Origin of the sequence: Pseudomonas sp. PDM22, assembly GCF_014851965.1 — a bacterium.
GTDB lineage: Bacteria > Pseudomonadota > Gammaproteobacteria > Pseudomonadales > Pseudomonadaceae > Pseudomonas.
On record NZ_JACVAR010000011.1, the window covers coordinates 152,847 to 168,350 of the forward strand.

Consider the following 15,504-nt stretch of genomic DNA (forward strand, 5'->3'; position numbering starts at 1 on the left):
GCCATGAAGAAAGTCCTGCTCGTCCCGCTGCTGGCGATGCTCGCCGCCTGCCAGGCTCGGGTGAGCGTGCCGCCGCTGCCGGTCTGGCAGAGCCCGGAAGGGCGCGACAGCACCGAACTGGGGGTAATCCGCGATCTGCGTAGCGGTGAAGAGCTGTCGCCAGCGCAACTGCTCGACCGACTGGCTGCCGCACCGCGGGTGATAGTCGGCGAGCAGCACGACAACCCCGATCACCATGCACTCGAGCTCTGGCTGGCGCGCGCTCTGGCCGAGCGCCGCCCGACTGGCAGCGTGCTGCTGGAGATGCTCAACCCCGATCAGCAGAGCGCCGTGAGCGCTGCCCAGTCCACGGCAGCGAAGGGTGATACGCCGGAAGACCTGATCGGTGCGCTGCGCTGGCAACCAGGCTGGGACTGGTCACAGTACGGCCCGCTGGTGACCTGGCTGGTGAAACAGCCGGCGCCGCTGCTGGCGGCCAACCTGGATCGCAGCGAGATCATGGCCATCTACCGGAACAAGCCCGAATTGCAGGGTCCAGCCTCCACGGCGACCTCGGTGCGCGATGCGCTGCTGCAGGACATCCGCGAGTCCCACTGTGGCCTGCTGCCGGACAGTCAGCTGCCGGCGATGCTGGCGGTGCAGCAGCAACGCGATCGGCGCCTGGCCGAACGTTTCAAGGCGGCGCCCGAACCTTCCCTGCTGATTGCCGGTGGTTTCCATGCGCGCCGTGATCTGGGCGTTCCGCTGCACCTGCAGGACCTGGACGCCGCTCAAGGGTTGAAGGTGGTGATGCTGGCGGAAGTGGGCAGGGTGGTGGAGCCGGCTCAGGCGGACTTCGCCTGGTACACACCGGCACAGCCGCCGACGGATTACTGCGCGCAGATGCGCGGCAATATGTGAAGGGGCCGAAAGGCCCTTTTTCATGAGTGGATGAAGGACGGTCGTGGCAGAAATCGCGGGCAAAAAAAGACCCGGCAAAGTGCCGGGTCCAAACCGTGATTAGCCTGATGAGGAGATAATCTGAAGAGTCCGACTGCGTGGTCTCTCGAGCTTATCCAACTGGCCTCGCAGCCAGTGGTTGTAATAATAACCATTATCATTTGAGAGTCAACACCTTTTCTTCGACCGATCCGAAGATTTTCTGGTGGACGTGAATGCGCCGCGCGAAGGAAAAAATCGAGGCAAAAAAAGACCCGGCAAAGTGCCGGGTCGAAACCGTGATTAGCCTGATGAGGAGATAATCTGAAGAGTCCGACTGCGTGGTCTCTTGAGGTTATCGATCTGGCCTCGCGACCAGATGACTCAATAATAATCATTATCATTTGAGAGTCAACCTCTTTTCTGCAGATTTTTTCTCGTCCGCGAAATTCCGCCTGCGCAAACGAAAAAGCCCGGCGCTGGGCCGGGCTTTCTCAGGTGGAAGCGGATCAGTCGGCCTGGCGTTGCAGGCGCAGCTGGGTGACTTCCTTGTTCAGCAGGTCAATGCGCCGCGCCATGCCTTCGATGAGGCTGTGGGCGATGCGCGGGTTGCTCTGCATCAGGCTGAGGAACTGGTCCTTGGGGATCACCATCACGGTACACGGCTCGCTGGCGATCACCGAGGCGCTGCGTTTCTCGCGGGTGAACACGGCCATGGCGCCGAAGATCTCGTCTTTCTGCACATCGCCGACCTTCTGCCCGTCGACGAAGGCTTCGGCGTGGCCCTCGATGATGATGAACACGTGCTCGGCGTCGTCACCCTGCTGGATCAGCTGGGCGCCGGCGGCGAAGTGCTGGAAGCCGGTGGCCGGGCGAATCTCCGGCTGCTTGAGGTGCGCCAGGGCATCCGACAGCAGCGCGGTATGGCCGATCAGGTAGTGCAGGAACTGTTCCTGCCGCTGCTCGTGGCTGTGGATATGGCGGAACACTTCGCTGCGCGAATAGGGAATCAGGCACAGCGGCTCTTCGCTGACATAGCGGCAGGGTGGCAGCTCGATGCCCTGGCGCAGGCCGACCAGGTCGCCTTCCTGCAGGTAGAACAGCGGGCGTTCATCCACCAGGGCATGGACCAGGCCGTTCTCGATGAGGAACAGATGCTTGCCGGGCAGCTCGCCTTCCAGATCGTCGGAGCGCTCCAGGCGAATGGCTTCGCCTGCGGGCTCAAGGCCGGCGAGCAATTGCGCCGGAATGCCCTGCAGCCGATTGATCAGTCGATCGGCATAGGCGGGTTGTTCACCGAGTAGGTACATGGCCGTAATTCCTTGATATGGCGACGGTCGAGGGCGCACGAAGGGCCCTGAAACCATAAGCGGACAGGTACCTTGCGTAAACATTTTCACACAGAGCTTGTGAGCTAGCTCTTGTTACGTGCGGGAAATGTCTCAAGCTCGCCAAGAAGAGCAGCCTTGTGCGCGGGTGGCAGGTCGTTCCAGTGCACATCCAGCAGGGCGCCCTCGATGGCATAGAGCAGCACTTTCGAGGCGCGGAAGCCCCTTGCGCGCACGGCCCGATAGGCGCCGACCGCCCCCAGACGGCGCAGGTCGCTGGCGCTGTGAATGCCCACGGCATGCAGCCATTGGGCGGAGGTCTTGCCTAGGTTCTTCAGGTGCAGCAGTTCGTCGTTCATCGTCTGTCCTTGCGATGGGCGCGATGGGTGTCAGGTCTTGAAGGGGCCGAGAACTGCTCGTAGCGGCCGGACACTCAGAAGGAAGTGTAGCGGTGACTGGGAAAAACGTGGCTTTGTGACATCGCCATGAATGCGGGGCAGGGCGTTGTCGTCGTCGAAGGCTGGTCGTGCGGCGTCGCCGCTAGCCGGAGAACGCCACTTGGGGCGTTCTCCGGCCGACAGGCGGTGGATCAGAGGCCGGGCAGGCGCTGGCGGATGCTGGCGACCAGGGCGTCGAGGCTGGCGGCTTCCGGGGTGTTGACGCGCTTGCTGTGCTGCTGCTCCTCGGCGCTGAGGTCGTCGCGGCTGGCCAGTTGCGCCTGGACGACTTCCAGGGTGGCGTCGGACGGATCGTTGCCGTCGTTCTGGCGCTGGGCCAACCAGCCGGCGATCACGGCCTCCGGTGCGTGACAGTCGAGGATCAGGAAGGGCACGCCGGTTTCCTCGGCGATTTCCCACGCGGCGGCGCGCTGCTCGCGCTTGAGGAAGGTGGCGTCCAGCACGACCGGGTAGCCGGCGCGGAGAATGTCCACGGCCAGTTCGTTGAGGCGCTGGTAGGTCGCGGCGGTGGAGTCGGCGTCATAGATGCCGCTCTTGAGCTGGCCCTGCTGATCGGTCTTCTGTTCACCGAACAGGCGCTTGCGCTCCACGTCCGAGCGCAGGCGAACGGCGCCCAGCGCTTCCACCAGGCGCAGGGCAACCTGGCTCTTGCCGACAGCGGAAACGCCGACGGTGACGGCCAGGAAACGCGAGGGGATGGCGCTGTAGCTTTCCGCCAGGTTGGCGTAGTTGCGGTACTGGCGCAGGGTCGCGGCCTTCTGCACGGCGTCGGTCTGGTGCGCCAGGCTGAACAGCGCGATCTTGGCGCGGACCAGGGCGCGGTAGGCCTTGTAGAAGTTCAGCAGGGCCAGGGACTGGTAGTCGCCGGTGTATTCCAGGTACTGGCTGACGAAGCGCCGCGACAGGCATTTCAGGCCACGGTCTTCCAGGTCCATGGCGAGGAAGGCGTAGTCGGCGGTAACGTCGGTGAAGCGGAACGGTTCGTTGAATTCGATGCAGTCGAACAGCACGGCCTTGCCATCAATGATCGCGGCGTTACCCAGGTGAATGTCGCCATGGCATTCGCGGATGAAGCCATTCGCCTTGCGCTGCTCGAACACGCTGTGCAGGCGTTCGAAGCTGGATTCTGCCCAGGCTTCCAGGGCGTCGAGCTGTTGCAGGTCGGCCTTGTCGGAGAGCATCGGGCGAATCTGCTCGAAGTTCTGCCGCACGGGCGCCATGCAGGCTTGCGGGGTACCCAGCGGGTGCTCGGTAGGTACGATGGGGGTGCGCAGGTGGAAGTCGGCGATCTGCCTGGCCAGGCCGTCGATGTGCTCGGCGCCCAGTTCGCCGCGGGCCTGTACTTCGCTGAGCAGTTGGGTTTGCGGGAATTCGCGGCACTGGAGCATGTACTCGATGGCCGGGCCTTCACCGTTCAGCTGCGGTGCGGTCTCGCTGCCGGTGATGGCAATCACGTCGAGGTACAGGCCTTCGGTCAGGCGCTGGTTCAGGCGCAGCTCCTCCTCGCAGAAGTGCTTGCGCTGGGCGAGGTCGGTGAAGTCGAGGAAACCGAAGTTCACCGGCTTCTTGATCTTGTAGACATAGGAGCCAGTGAGCAGCACCCAGGAAATGTGGGTTTCGATGACCCGGAACCCGTCGACCGGATGAGGGAAGAGGGTGGGGTTCTGCAGGGCTGCGAGTAAGGTCTGGCTCACGTGATGTCCTTTCCGGTCGAATATCTGAAGGCAGGCATTATGGCGGCTGGGTCGGTAGCTGCAAACTGTGCGGCCGACCGGCAACCAAATGGCCATCGTGGGGTCATAGCTCGGCGACTGCCGTAACCGCGAGATGCGCGGCAGTTCGCATCAAGCCTGGACGCCCGCTGGAGCGGCGTCTGTCTCCTGTGGATAAAGTACGTATAATGCGCCGCCATGACGCGTCCCCGATCTTCCAAACCTCGTAAAAAAAGCGGCAAATCGTCGCCTGCCATGCGCAAGTGGCTGGGCTGGGCTCTCAAGCTCGGTCTGGTTGGCGTGGTGGTGCTGGCCGGTTTTGCCGTGTACCTCGATGCGGTTGTCCAGGAGAAGTTCTCCGGCAAACGCTGGACCATTCCCGCCAAGGTCTATGCTCGGCCGCTGGAACTGTTCGTCGGCCTGAAACTGGGCAAGGACGACTTCCTGCGCGAGCTGGATGCCCTGGGCTATCGGCGCGAGACTTCGGTCGCAGGGCCGGGCGCGGTGTCGGTGGCCGGCAATGCCGTCGACCTGAACACACGCGGCTTCCAGTTCTATGAAGGTGCCGAGCCGGCGCAGCGCATTCGCGTGCGCTTCTCCGGCGACTATGTGGCCGGCCTGAGTCGCGCCAACGGTGGCGACCTTGCTGTAGCTCGGATGGAGCCGTTGCTGATCGGCGGCCTGTACCCGGCGCACAACGAAGACCGCATCCTGATCAAGCTCGACCAGGTGCCGCCGTACCTGATCGATACCCTGGTCGCTGTGGAAGACCGTGACTTCTGGACCCACCACGGGGTTTCGATCAAGTCCATCGCCCGCGCCGTCTGGGTCAACGCCAGCGCCGGCCAGTTGCGCCAGGGTGGCAGTACGCTGACCCAGCAGCTGGTGAAGAACTTCTTCCTGACCAACGAACGCAGCCTGTCGCGCAAGCTCACCGAAGCCATGATGGCGGTGCTGCTTGAGTTGCATTACGACAAGCGTGAAATCCTCGAAGGTTACCTCAACGAGGTATTCCTCGGTCAGGACGGCCAGCGCTCGGTGAACGGCTTCGGTCTCGCCAGCCAGTACTTCTTCAGTCAGCCGCTGTCGGAGCTCAAGCTGCCGCAGGTGGCTCTGCTGGTCGGCATGGTGAAAGGGCCCTCCTATTACAACCCGCGCCGCAACCCCGAGCGTGCGCTGGAGCGCCGCAACGTGGTGCTCGACGTGCTCGCCGAGCAGGGTGTGATCACTGCCGACGAAGCCGCTGCCGCCAAGCAGACGCCGCTGGGCGTGACTCGCCAGGGCAGCATGGCCAACAGTTCCTACCCGGCCTTCCTCGACCTGGTTAAACGCCAACTGCGCGAGGATTACCGCGACGAGGACCTCACCGAAGAAGGTCTGCGTATCTTCACCAGCTTCGACCCCATCCTGCAGATGAAGGCCGAGTCCGCCGTCAGCGAAACCTTCAAGCGTCTCGAAGGCCGCAAGGGCGTCGCCGAAACCGAAACCGCGATGGTCGTGACCAACCCGGAAACCGGTGAGATCCAGGCGTTGCTCGGCAGCCGCGACCCGCGCTTCGCCGGCTTCAACCGCGCCGTCGATGCGGTGCGGCCGATCGGTTCGCTGGTCAAACCGGCGGTCTATCTGACCGCGCTGGAAAAGCCGAGCCAGTACACCCTGACCAGCTACATCCAGGACCAGCCGTTCCAGGTGAAGGGCAAGGATGGTCAGGTCTGGACGCCGAAGAACTATGAAGGCACCGCCAACGGCACGATCTTCCTCTACCAGGGGCTGGCTCGTTCGCTGAACCTGTCCACTGCCAGGCTGGGTCTTGACCTGGGCGTGCCGAACGTTCTGAAGACGCTGGAGCGCCTGGGCGTTTCGCCGAACTGGCCGGCCTATCCGTCGATGCTGCTGGGCGCCGGTGCGCTGAGCCCGATGCAGGTGGCGACCATGTACCAGACCATCGCCAGCGGCGGCTTCAACACGCCGCTGCGCAGTATTCGCAGCGTGCTGGCGGCCGACGGGCAGCCGCTCAAGCGTTATCCGTTCCAGGTCCAGCAGCGCTTCGATCCGGGCGCCATCTACCTGCTGCAGAGCGCCATGCAGCGCGTGATGCGCGAGGGCACCGGCCGCTCCGTCTACAACCAGCTGCCGGCGTCCCTGACCCTGGCGGGCAAGACCGGCACCACCAACGACTCCCGCGATAGCTGGTTCTCCGGCTTCGGTCAGGACCTGCTCGCGGTGGTGTGGATCGGTCGCGATGACAACGGCAAGACGCCGCTCACCGGCGCCACCGGTGCGTTGCAGATCTGGACCAGCTTCATGCGCAAGGCCAATCCGGCGCCGCTGGACATGCCGATGCCGGACAATGTGGTGCAGGCCTGGGTCGATCCGCATACCGGGCAGGGCACTGACGCCAACTGCCCCGGTGCAGTACAGATGCCTTATATTCGAGGAAGCGAGCCTGCGCTGGGCGCAGGTTGCGGAAACCAGACGCCGGCCGGCGAAGTCATGGACTGGGTGCGCGGCTGGTTGAACTGATGCAAGAGGATTGGAAGTGAGAAAAGCTTGGTTTGCAGCGTCGGCGACTCTGGCGCTTCTGTCCGGTTGCGCGTCCCCGCAGCACGGCGCGATTCCCGTGCAGGACTCCGGTACCTCCGTCTCCAACTCGGAGCGCGTCGGCCGCAGCGGTGGCAACACTCAGGCACCGGTGCGCGCTGGTGCCGGTCAGAGCATCCCGCAGGGTGACTCCGGCGTTACCGTGATGGTCCCGCAGGATGCCGGCATGGCGCCGATCCAGACCTTCCCGGCACAGACCGGCGCCGCGCCGATCAGCACCGCGCCGATGACCACGTCTCCGGGTGCTGCCGGCTCGACCTATTCTTCGCAGCAGCCGATTTCCACCAGTGGTGGTATCACCTCCAATGGTGGTTTCCAGTCGCAGACCTACCAGCAGCCGGCGTACCAGACCCAGCAGGCCGCGCCGTCGAGCCAGGGCAGCACCTACCAGGGGCCGTCGGGGATTCCGCGGAGCAACTCCGGCCTGTCGGCGGACGAGCAACTGGATGGTCCGGTGCTGGCGCTGCTGACCTCCGCTTCGCAGCAGCAGGGTGGTGGTGATCTGAACGGCGCTGCCGCGAGCCTGGAGCGTGCCCAGCGCATCGCGCCGCGCGAGCCGCAGGTGCTCTACAAGCTGGCTCAGGTTCGCCTGGCCCAGGGCGATGCCGCGCAAGCCGAACAGGTAGCGCTGCGTGGCCTGTCGCTGGCCAACGGTCGCCCGACCATGCAGGCCAGTCTGTGGGATTTGATCGCCAAGTGCCGTGACCAGCAGGGCAACGCTGCCGGCGCTGCCGAAGCGCGTCAGAAAGCCAAGGTGACCCTGTAATGGACGCCCGCGTGCTGGCCGTTGCCGATCAGTTGCTGCTGATCGAGCGGGAGCTGCGTGCGGTCGGGATGTGGGGAGCCGAGAGCCCGTCGACGGACAGGCTTTCGAGCATCGAGCCCTTCTGCGTGGACACATTGGCGCTGGAGGAGTGGCTGCAGTGGATTTTCCTGCCGCGGATGAAACTGATCATCGAGAGCGGCGCGGATCTGCCCAGTGCTTCTGGCATCCGCGCCATCGCGGAAATGGCTTATGCCAATGAAGGCGCGCGCGTTGCGGCGCTGCTGGATGCGCTCGGCGCCTTCGATCAGCTGATCAGCCCGACGCCCTGAGCGGGCGTCAGTTGCAGTTCTCGCGAATGCTCTTTTCGCTGGCCGCGATGCGTCCCTGACGTTCCTCTTCGGTGATCCGGCGCAGGTCACCATTGCCGTCGTCCACGCGGACGCGCGGGTTGTTCTTCAGTTGTGCCACATCGGCGCGCAGCCTCTCGCATTGCTGGACTCGCTCGGCTTCCTGCTGCGCCACTTCCTGACGCACCTTCTCGTCGGCGGCCTTCTGCTTTTCGTCTGCGCTGGGCGGCAGCACCGGCTTGGCGGCGGCAGGCGGCGGGAAATTGCTGCTGGCCTTGGGCGGCGCCGTATTGGTGTTCACCGTGGCGGCATCGGTGCCTTCCGGCGGCTGAGCGCCGAAATGGGTGATGCCCTGGGCATCGACCCACTTGTAGACCTGCGCGGCCATCACGGTCGGGGCCAGTGCGAGCAGCAGGCTGCCCAGGAAAATCGTCCGTCGCATGCTTTGTCGATCCTTGGGATGCGGAGTCTGTCGGTAACTATAACCAAATCGTGCGCTTATTCACTCTGAGAAAGTTCACATCCCCGCTTCATTCAAAGCCATATATGGCTTGACTTGGCCGCTTCGTTTCAGAAGAATCCAAGGTTCGCTGCAGTGGGCCGGCCGCAAGCTGGTTTTACTCGGCAGACAAGAGGTGCTACCCGCGCCGCAAAGTTTCACCCTGTTTCGCGTTACCTCGCGCTGGGTGGAGGCTCTCCGTAACACAAACAGGAGCGTCTCCAGGTTCTGCTCAATCGGCAGTCGACGTAGCCGGCGATTACATTCGCCCATGTCTGCCGGGCAGCCATCCAAGTCGGTCCCCCACGTTGGGGGTTTCCGTATATAGCGTTCTAGAGGTGACAACGTGGAACTTTTATCCGGCGCTGAAATGGTCGTCCGCTCCCTGCGTGACGAAGGCGTTAAGTACATCTACGGGTACCCGGGCGGTGCCCTCCTGCATATCTACGACGCTCTCTTCAAAGAGAACGAAGTAACCCACATCCTGGTTCGCCACGAGCAGGCCGCTACCCACATGGCCGACGGCTATGCGCGCGCCACCGGCAAGCCGGGCGTGGTGCTGGTGACCTCCGGTCCCGGCGCGACCAACGCCGTCACCGGCATCGCTACCGCCTACATGGACTCCATCCCGATGGTGGTGATCTCCGGCCAGGTGGCGAGCAACATGGTCGGTACCGACGCGTTCCAGGAAACCGACATGGTCGGTATCTCCCGCCCGATCGTGAAGCACAGCTTCATCATCAAGCACCCGTCGGAAATCCCCGAGGTCATCAAGAAGGCCTTCTACATCGCCCAGTCCGGCCGTCCCGGCCCGGTGGTGATCGATATTCCGAAGGACATGGGCGATCCGACCCAGAAGTTCGAGTACAACTACCCGAAGAAGGTCAAGCTGCGCTCCTACAGCCCGGCGGTCCGTGGCCACTCCGGCCAGATCCGCAAGGCTGCCGAGATGATGCTGGCTGCCAAGCGCCCGATCATCTACGCCGGTGGTGGCGTGATCATGGGCAATGCCGCCGAGCCGCTGACCGAAGTCGCGCGCATGCTCAATGTGCCGGTCACCAACACCCTGATGGGTCTGGGTGGCTATCCGGGTACCGATCGCCAGTTCGTCGGCATGCTCGGCATGCACGGCAGCTACACCGCGAACCTCGCGATGCACCACGCTGACGTGATCTTCGCTGTCGGCGCACGCTTCGACGACCGCGTGATCAACGGCGAGACCGCTGCCAAGTTCTGCCCGAACGCCAAGATCATCCACGTCGACATCGACCCGGCCTCGATCTCCAAGACGGTCAAGGCCGACATCCCGATCGTCGGCCCGGTGGACAGCGTCCTGACCGAAATGGTCGCGATCCTCAAGGAAATCGGCGAGACCCCGAATAAGGAAGCCCAGGCTGCCTGGTGGAAGCAGATCGAGGAATGGCGCGGCACCCGCGGCCTGTTCCCGTACAACATGGGCGACGGCAGCATCATCAAGCCGCAGACCGTGATCGAGACCCTCTGCGAAGTCACCAACGGTGATGCTTTCGTCGCTTCCGACGTGGGCCAGCACCAGATGTTCGCGGCGCAGTACTACCGCTTCAACAAACCCAATCGCTGGATCAACTCCGGTGGCCTGGGCACCATGGGCTTCGGCTTCCCGGCCGCCATGGGCGTGAAGCTGAACTTCCCCGAAGCCGACGTCGCCTGCGTGACCGGTGAGGGCAGCATCCAGATGAACATCCAGGAGCTGTCCACCTGCCTGCAGTACGACCTGCCGGTGAAGATCGTCAACCTGAACAACGGTGCGCTGGGCATGGTCCGCCAATGGCAGGACATGCAGTACAACAGCCGTTATTCGCACTCCTACATGGAATCGCTGCCGGACTTCGTCAAGCTGGCTGAAGCGTATGGCCACGTCGGCATGCGCATCACCGACCTGAAGGACCTGAAACCGATGATGGAAGAAGCCTTCGCGATGAAGAATCGCCTGGTCTTCCTCGACATCCAGGTCGATACCAGCGAGCACGTCTACCCGATGCAGATCCGCGGTGGTGCGATGCGCGACATGTGGCTGAGCAAGACGGAGCGTACCTGATCATGCGACACATCATTTCCCTGTTGCTGGAAAACGAACCCGGCGCGCTCTCCCGCGTGGTCGGCCTGTTCTCCCAGCGCAACTACAACATCGAAAGCCTGACCGTCGCCCCGACCGAGGACCCGACGCTGTCGCGCCTGACCCTGACCACCGCCGGTCAGGATGAGGTCATCGAGCAGATCACCAAGAACCTCAACAAGCTCATCGAGGTGGTAAAACTGGTGAACCTCTCGGAGAGCGCGCACATCGAGCGCGAGCTGATGCTGGTGAAAGTGAAGGCCACCGGCGCCCAGCGCGCTGAGGTCAAGCGCACCACCGACATCTTCCGCGGCCAGATCGTCGACGTCACCAGCAGCGTCTACACCGTGCAGCTGGCCGGTACCAGCGACAAGCTGGACAGCTTCATCCAGGCAGTCGGCACCGCGTCGATCCTCGAAGTTGTCCGCAGTGGCGTCACCGGCATTGCCCGTGGCGACAAGACTCTCAGCATCTGATTTGAAATACGGCCCACGAGGCCAACTGACAGGGGATTACCCAAATGCGCGTTTTCTACGATAAAGACTGTGACCTCTCCATCGTTCAGGGCAAGAAAGTTGCCATCATCGGTTACGGATCCCAAGGCCACGCCCACGCCTGCAACCTGAAAGACTCCGGCGTCGACGTCACCGTCGGCCTGCGTGCGGGTTCTTCCTCCGTTGCCAAGGCCCAGAACCATGGCCTGAAAGTCGCCGAAGTGGCCGAAGCCGTTGCCGCTGCCGACCTGGTCATGATCCTGACTCCGGACGAGTTCCAAGGCCGCCTGTACAAGGACGAGATCGAGCCGAACCTGAAGAAGGGCGCTACCCTGGCCTTCGCTCACGGCTTCTCCATCCACTACAACCAGGTTGTACCGCGCGCTGACCTAGACGTGATCATGATCGCGCCGAAAGCCCCGGGCCACACCGTGCGCTCCGAGTTCGTCAAGGGCGGCGGCATCCCTGACCTGATCGCCATCTACCAGGACGCTTCGGGCAATGCCAAGAACGTCGCTCTGTCCTACGCCTGCGGCGTCGGCGGCGGCCGTACCGGCATCATCGAAACCACCTTCAAGGACGAGACCGAAACCGACCTGTTCGGCGAGCAGGCTGTTCTGTGCGGCGGCTGCGTCGAGCTGGTGAAAGCCGGTTTCGAAACCCTGGTCGAAGCTGGTTACGCTCCGGAAATGGCCTACTTCGAGTGCCTGCACGAACTGAAGCTGATCGTTGACCTCATGTACGAAGGCGGCATCGCCAACATGAACTACTCGATCTCGAACAACGCCGAATACGGCGAGTACGTGACCGGTCCGGAAGTCATCAACGCCGAATCCCGCCAGGCCATGCGCAACGCTCTGAAGCGCATCCAGGACGGCGAATACGCCAAGATGTTCATCTCCGAAGGCGCCACCAACTACCCATCGATGACCGCCAAGCGCCGTAACAACGCCGCTCACGGCATCGAAGTCATCGGCGAGCAGCTGCGCGCCATGATGCCGTGGATCGCTGCCAACAAGATCGTCGACAAGACCAAGAACTAAGGTCCATTCGACGAACGAAGAAACGCGGCGCTTGCCGCGTTTTTTCGTTTAAGGGCGGTGATCTGGTATAAAGCGGGGGCGTCGGGTGAGTCTGCGCGGTAGCGTGCCCCGGCGAATCTCAGCCTCAACGAGTTCTCAAGGAATCGTCCATGAGTGAAGGTCACGAGGAGCCGAACAAGGCTTCCGACACCGAAGAAAGTCTGCTGCCCATCGATGAACACATCGAAGAGGGGCATGACGCCGAAGGTCGCAAGGTTCGTCATCGCGGCATTTACCTGCTGCCCAACCTGTTCACCACCGCGGCACTGTTCACCGGCCTCTACGCCATCATCAATGCCATGAATGGCGACTTCTCCAACGCCGCCATCGCCATCTTCGTCGCCATGGTCCTTGACGGCCTCGACGGTCGCGTGGCCCGCCTGACCAATACCCAGAGTGCCTTCGGCGCCGAGTACGACTCGCTGTCCGACATGGTCGCCTTTGGTGTCGCGCCGGCACTGGTCGCCTTCGAGTGGGCGCTGAGCAGCCTGGGCAAGGTCGGCTGGATGGTTGCCTTCATCTATGTCGCGGGTGCGGCGCTGCGCCTGGCACGCTTCAACACTCAGGTGGGCAAGGCCGACAAGCGCTACTTCATCGGTCTGGCCAGTCCGGCTGCCGCGGCGCTGGTTGCCGGTACGGTGTGGGCGTTCGCCGACTTCGACGTGCAGGGTGCCAAGGTTTCCCTGCTGGTTGCCCTGATGGTCGCTGCCGCCGGCATGCTGATGGTCAGCAACATCAAGTACTACAGCTTCAAGGACCTCGACCTGCGTGGTCGCGTGCCGTTCATGGCGATCCTGGTGGTGGTGCTGGCATTCGCCGTGGTCTTCACCGACCCGCCGCGCATCCTGCTCCTGCTGTTCCTTGCTTACGCCACCTCCGGCCCGGTGCAATACTTGTTGCAATTGCGCCGTCGCAAGCAGCCGCCTGCCGTGTAATTTCTAGCGGGCTCCGCAGTCTACTGGCGCATACAGCCAGTCGTTGCGGAGCCCGTCATGCTGATCAAGTCGTCCCGTCTTTCCGATTGCCACGAATCGGAAGTCACTCCTGAATCCCTCTATCTTTCCCGTCGTCACTTTCTCGGTGGTGCGATGGCGGCTGCCGCGCTGTCCGGACTGCCCCGTCTGAGCCTTGCCGATGGCGGTCGCTATGCCGATGTGGCCGAAACGGCTGCTCCTTCCTGGTTGGCGGAGAAGCTGTCGGCTACCCGCTGGGATGCCGTGACGGTGAAAGATGAAGCCATCACGCCATTCAAGGACGCGACCACCTACAACAACTTCTACGAGTTCGGTCCCGACAAGGGCGATCCTGCCGCCAATGCCGGCGCGCTGAAGACCGAGCCGTGGTCAGTGGTGATTGATGGGGAGGTGGGCAAGCCGGGCAAGTATGGGCTCGAAGACTTCATCAAGCCCTATCAGTTGGAAGAGCGCATCTATCGGCTGCGCTGTGTCGAAGCGTGGTCAATGGTCATTCCCTGGATTGGCTTCCCGATATCCGACCTGATCAAGCGAGTGGAGCCGACCAGCAAGGCGAAATACGTACGCTTCGAAACGCTGGTGGATCGCAAGGACATGCCGGGTGTGCAGTCCAACTTCGCCCTGATCGACTGGCCCTATGTGGAAGGGTTGCGTATGGACGAAGCCATGCATCCGTTGGCGATATTGGCAGTCGGCATGTATGGCCGGGTGCTGGCGAACCAGAACGGAGCACCGCTTCGCCTGGTGGTGCCGTGGAAGTACGGGTTCAAGGGGGCCAAGTCCATCGTGCGGATCAGCTTCGTGGAAGAGCAGCCCAAGACCACCTGGCAAAGCCTGGCGGCTGATGAGTACGGTTTCTATGCCAACGTCAATCCGACCGTGGACCATCCTCGCTGGAGTCAGGCGCGCGAGCGGCGCCTGCCCAGTGGACTATTCAGCCCCAATGTTCGTCCTACCCTCATGTTCAACGGCTACGCCGATGAGGTCGCTTCGCTCTATGCAGGCATGGACCTGAGGAAGGATTACTGATGCGCTATCCGTTCTGGCGGGCCGGGGTGTTTCTGACTGCGTTGCTGCCGCCGCTTTATTGGCTGTACCAGGCGTGGATCTTCGATCTTGGCCCGGACCCGGGCAAGGCATTGGTAGACCGGCTGGGGCAGGGAGGTCTGATCCTGTTGCTCATAACCCTGACCATGACTCCCCTGCAGAAGATCACCCGCTGGGGAGGCTGGGTACAGGTCCGTCGACAGCTGGGGCTGTGGTGCTTCACCTATATAGTGCTGCACCTGGGCGCCTATGCCGTCTTCATTCTGGGGCTGGACTGGGCGCAGTTGGGCGTCGAACTGCGCAAGCGTCCCTATATCATCGTCGGGGTCGTTGCCTTCCTCGGCTTGCTCTCCCTGGCGATTACTTCCAACCGCTACAGCATGCGGAGGCTGGGGGCAGGCTGGAAGAAACTGCATCGCCTGATATATGTCATCCTCGGTCTGGGATTACTGCATATGCTGTGGGTCGTACGCTCCGATCTGGAGCGCTGGGCGGTCTATGCAGCCATAGGCTTGGTCCTGCTGCTCTTGCGGATACCGCCAGTGGCCCGGCGTCTACCGTTGCTGCGGGGCCGCCTGGCGGCTAACTGAAGAAAGTTTAAATTAGTCGTTGACGGCCGATTTAAACTCCCTATAATGCGCACCACTCCCAGCGACGAAGCGCTGAAAGAACTTGAAAATCAAGTACTTACAGAGATTCGAAGTTGAGGGTGGTGGTCAGGCAGGTGATTCGCTTGCCGCTCTTCATTAGCTGCTCCGGCAGCGAGCTGAAAAGAAGATCGCCGAGGTGGTTGACAGTGAGTTTTATCGCTGTAGAATGCGCCTCCCGCTGATGAGAAGGTTTCCTTCGCTGAAGCACAAGCGATTGAGTAGAAAAGAAATTTTCGAAAAATAAAGCTTGACGGAAAGAGAGGTTAGCGTAGAATACGCGCCTCGGTTGAGACGAAAGCCTCAGCCAAACGCTCTTTAACAAGTTGAATCAAGCAATTCGTGTGGGTGCTTGTGATGTAAGACTGATGATCGACTGATTATCAGCAGCGCAAGTAACACTCGTGAGTTCGAGAGTTTTAGCTCTTTAAATAGAGCATGCGATTGCTGAGCCAAGTTTAGGGTTTTCTCAAAACCCAAGCAGTATTGAACTGAAGAGTTTGATCATGGCTCAGATTGAACGCTGGCGGCAGGCC

At 62.2% G+C, this 15,504-nt stretch carries 14 protein-coding genes; 10 read left to right on the plus strand and 4 right to left on the minus strand.

Annotated elements, in window-relative coordinates; genetic code table 11:
- The first annotated feature begins 3 nt into the window (after positions 1 to 3).
- Positions 4 to 900 (plus strand): ChaN family lipoprotein, encoded by an 897-nt coding sequence (locus IB255_RS29335; RefSeq protein WP_192211233.1) that lies wholly within the window; start codon positions 4 to 6, stop codon positions 898 to 900.
- A gap of 527 nt (positions 901 to 1,427) precedes the next feature.
- Here the strand turns inward: IB255_RS29335 and IB255_RS29340 are convergent.
- From IB255_RS29340 to IB255_RS29350, 3 genes are all read right to left on the minus strand, one after another.
- The gene (locus tag IB255_RS29340; protein WP_045216845.1) at positions 1,428 to 2,228 is read right to left on the minus strand and encodes a cyclic nucleotide-binding domain-containing protein; all 801 of its coding nucleotides are present in this window, start codon (positions 2,226 to 2,228) and stop codon (positions 1,428 to 1,430) included.
- Between the two features lie 104 nt (positions 2,229 to 2,332).
- Positions 2,333 to 2,605 carry a TfoX/Sxy family protein gene (locus tag IB255_RS29345; RefSeq protein WP_045216847.1) on the minus strand — a complete coding sequence of 91 codons (273 nt, stop codon included), beginning with the start codon at positions 2,603 to 2,605 and terminating at the stop codon, positions 2,333 to 2,335.
- A gap of 230 nt (positions 2,606 to 2,835) precedes the next feature.
- On the minus strand, positions 2,836 to 4,398 hold the full coding sequence (locus IB255_RS29350; RefSeq protein ID WP_081520733.1) for an AAA family ATPase: 1,563 nt from the start codon (positions 4,396 to 4,398) through the stop codon (positions 2,836 to 2,838).
- 216 nt (positions 4,399 to 4,614) lie between these two features.
- Between IB255_RS29350 and mrcB the strand changes: the two genes are divergently transcribed.
- The 3 genes from mrcB to IB255_RS29365 are packed head-to-tail and all read left to right on the plus strand — an operon-like array spanning position 4,615 to position 8,112.
- The gene (mrcB, locus tag IB255_RS29355) at positions 4,615 to 6,939 is read left to right on the plus strand and encodes a penicillin-binding protein 1B (RefSeq protein WP_139791701.1); all 2,325 of its coding nucleotides are present in this window, start codon (positions 4,615 to 4,617) and stop codon (positions 6,937 to 6,939) included.
- Between the two features lie 16 nt (positions 6,940 to 6,955).
- Positions 6,956 to 7,783 carry a tetratricopeptide repeat protein gene (locus IB255_RS29360; protein ID WP_081520735.1) on the plus strand — a complete coding sequence of 276 codons (828 nt, stop codon included), beginning with the start codon at positions 6,956 to 6,958 and terminating at the stop codon, positions 7,781 to 7,783.
- Positions 7,783 to 8,112 carry a YqcC family protein gene (locus IB255_RS29365; RefSeq protein WP_081520736.1) on the plus strand — a complete coding sequence of 110 codons (330 nt, stop codon included), beginning with the start codon at positions 7,783 to 7,785 and terminating at the stop codon, positions 8,110 to 8,112. The genes IB255_RS29360 and IB255_RS29365 overlap by 1 nt, the downstream gene beginning before the upstream one ends.
- A 7-nt stretch (positions 8,113 to 8,119) precedes the next feature.
- Here IB255_RS29365 and IB255_RS29370 read toward each other — a convergent pair whose 3' ends face one another.
- Entirely contained in the window at positions 8,120 to 8,572 is a 453-nt protein-coding gene (locus IB255_RS29370; protein WP_081520737.1) for a DUF4124 domain-containing protein, read from the minus strand.
- Positions 8,573 to 8,975: 403 nt separating this feature from the next.
- Between IB255_RS29370 and IB255_RS29375 the strand changes: the two genes are divergently transcribed.
- From IB255_RS29375 to msrQ, 6 genes are all read left to right on the plus strand, one after another.
- On the plus strand, positions 8,976 to 10,706 hold the full coding sequence (locus tag IB255_RS29375; protein ID WP_081520738.1) for an acetolactate synthase 3 large subunit: 1,731 nt from the start codon (positions 8,976 to 8,978) through the stop codon (positions 10,704 to 10,706).
- Between the two features lie 2 nt (positions 10,707 to 10,708).
- Positions 10,709 to 11,200 carry an acetolactate synthase small subunit gene (gene ilvN / locus IB255_RS29380; RefSeq protein WP_081520739.1) on the plus strand — a complete coding sequence of 164 codons (492 nt, stop codon included), beginning with the start codon at positions 10,709 to 10,711 and terminating at the stop codon, positions 11,198 to 11,200.
- 44 nt (positions 11,201 to 11,244) lie between these two features.
- Positions 11,245 to 12,261: a ketol-acid reductoisomerase gene (gene ilvC, locus IB255_RS29385; RefSeq protein WP_017516327.1), complete on the plus strand. Its 1,017-nt coding sequence runs from the start codon at positions 11,245 to 11,247 to the stop codon at positions 12,259 to 12,261.
- A gap of 149 nt (positions 12,262 to 12,410) precedes the next feature.
- Positions 12,411 to 13,235, plus strand: coding sequence for a CDP-diacylglycerol--serine O-phosphatidyltransferase (gene pssA / locus IB255_RS29390; RefSeq protein ID WP_017516328.1), 825 nt, complete (start codon positions 12,411 to 12,413; stop codon positions 13,233 to 13,235).
- A gap of 57 nt (positions 13,236 to 13,292) precedes the next feature.
- Positions 13,293 to 14,303 carry a protein-methionine-sulfoxide reductase catalytic subunit MsrP gene (gene msrP / locus IB255_RS29395; RefSeq protein ID WP_081520740.1) on the plus strand — a complete coding sequence of 337 codons (1,011 nt, stop codon included), beginning with the start codon at positions 13,293 to 13,295 and terminating at the stop codon, positions 14,301 to 14,303.
- Complete coding sequence (gene msrQ / locus IB255_RS29400; RefSeq protein WP_081520741.1) at positions 14,303 to 14,911, plus strand: protein-methionine-sulfoxide reductase heme-binding subunit MsrQ; 609 nt, start codon at positions 14,303 to 14,305, stop codon at positions 14,909 to 14,911. Before msrP ends, msrQ begins: the two co-directional genes overlap by 1 nt.
- The last annotated feature ends 593 nt before the right edge of the window (positions 14,912 to 15,504 follow it).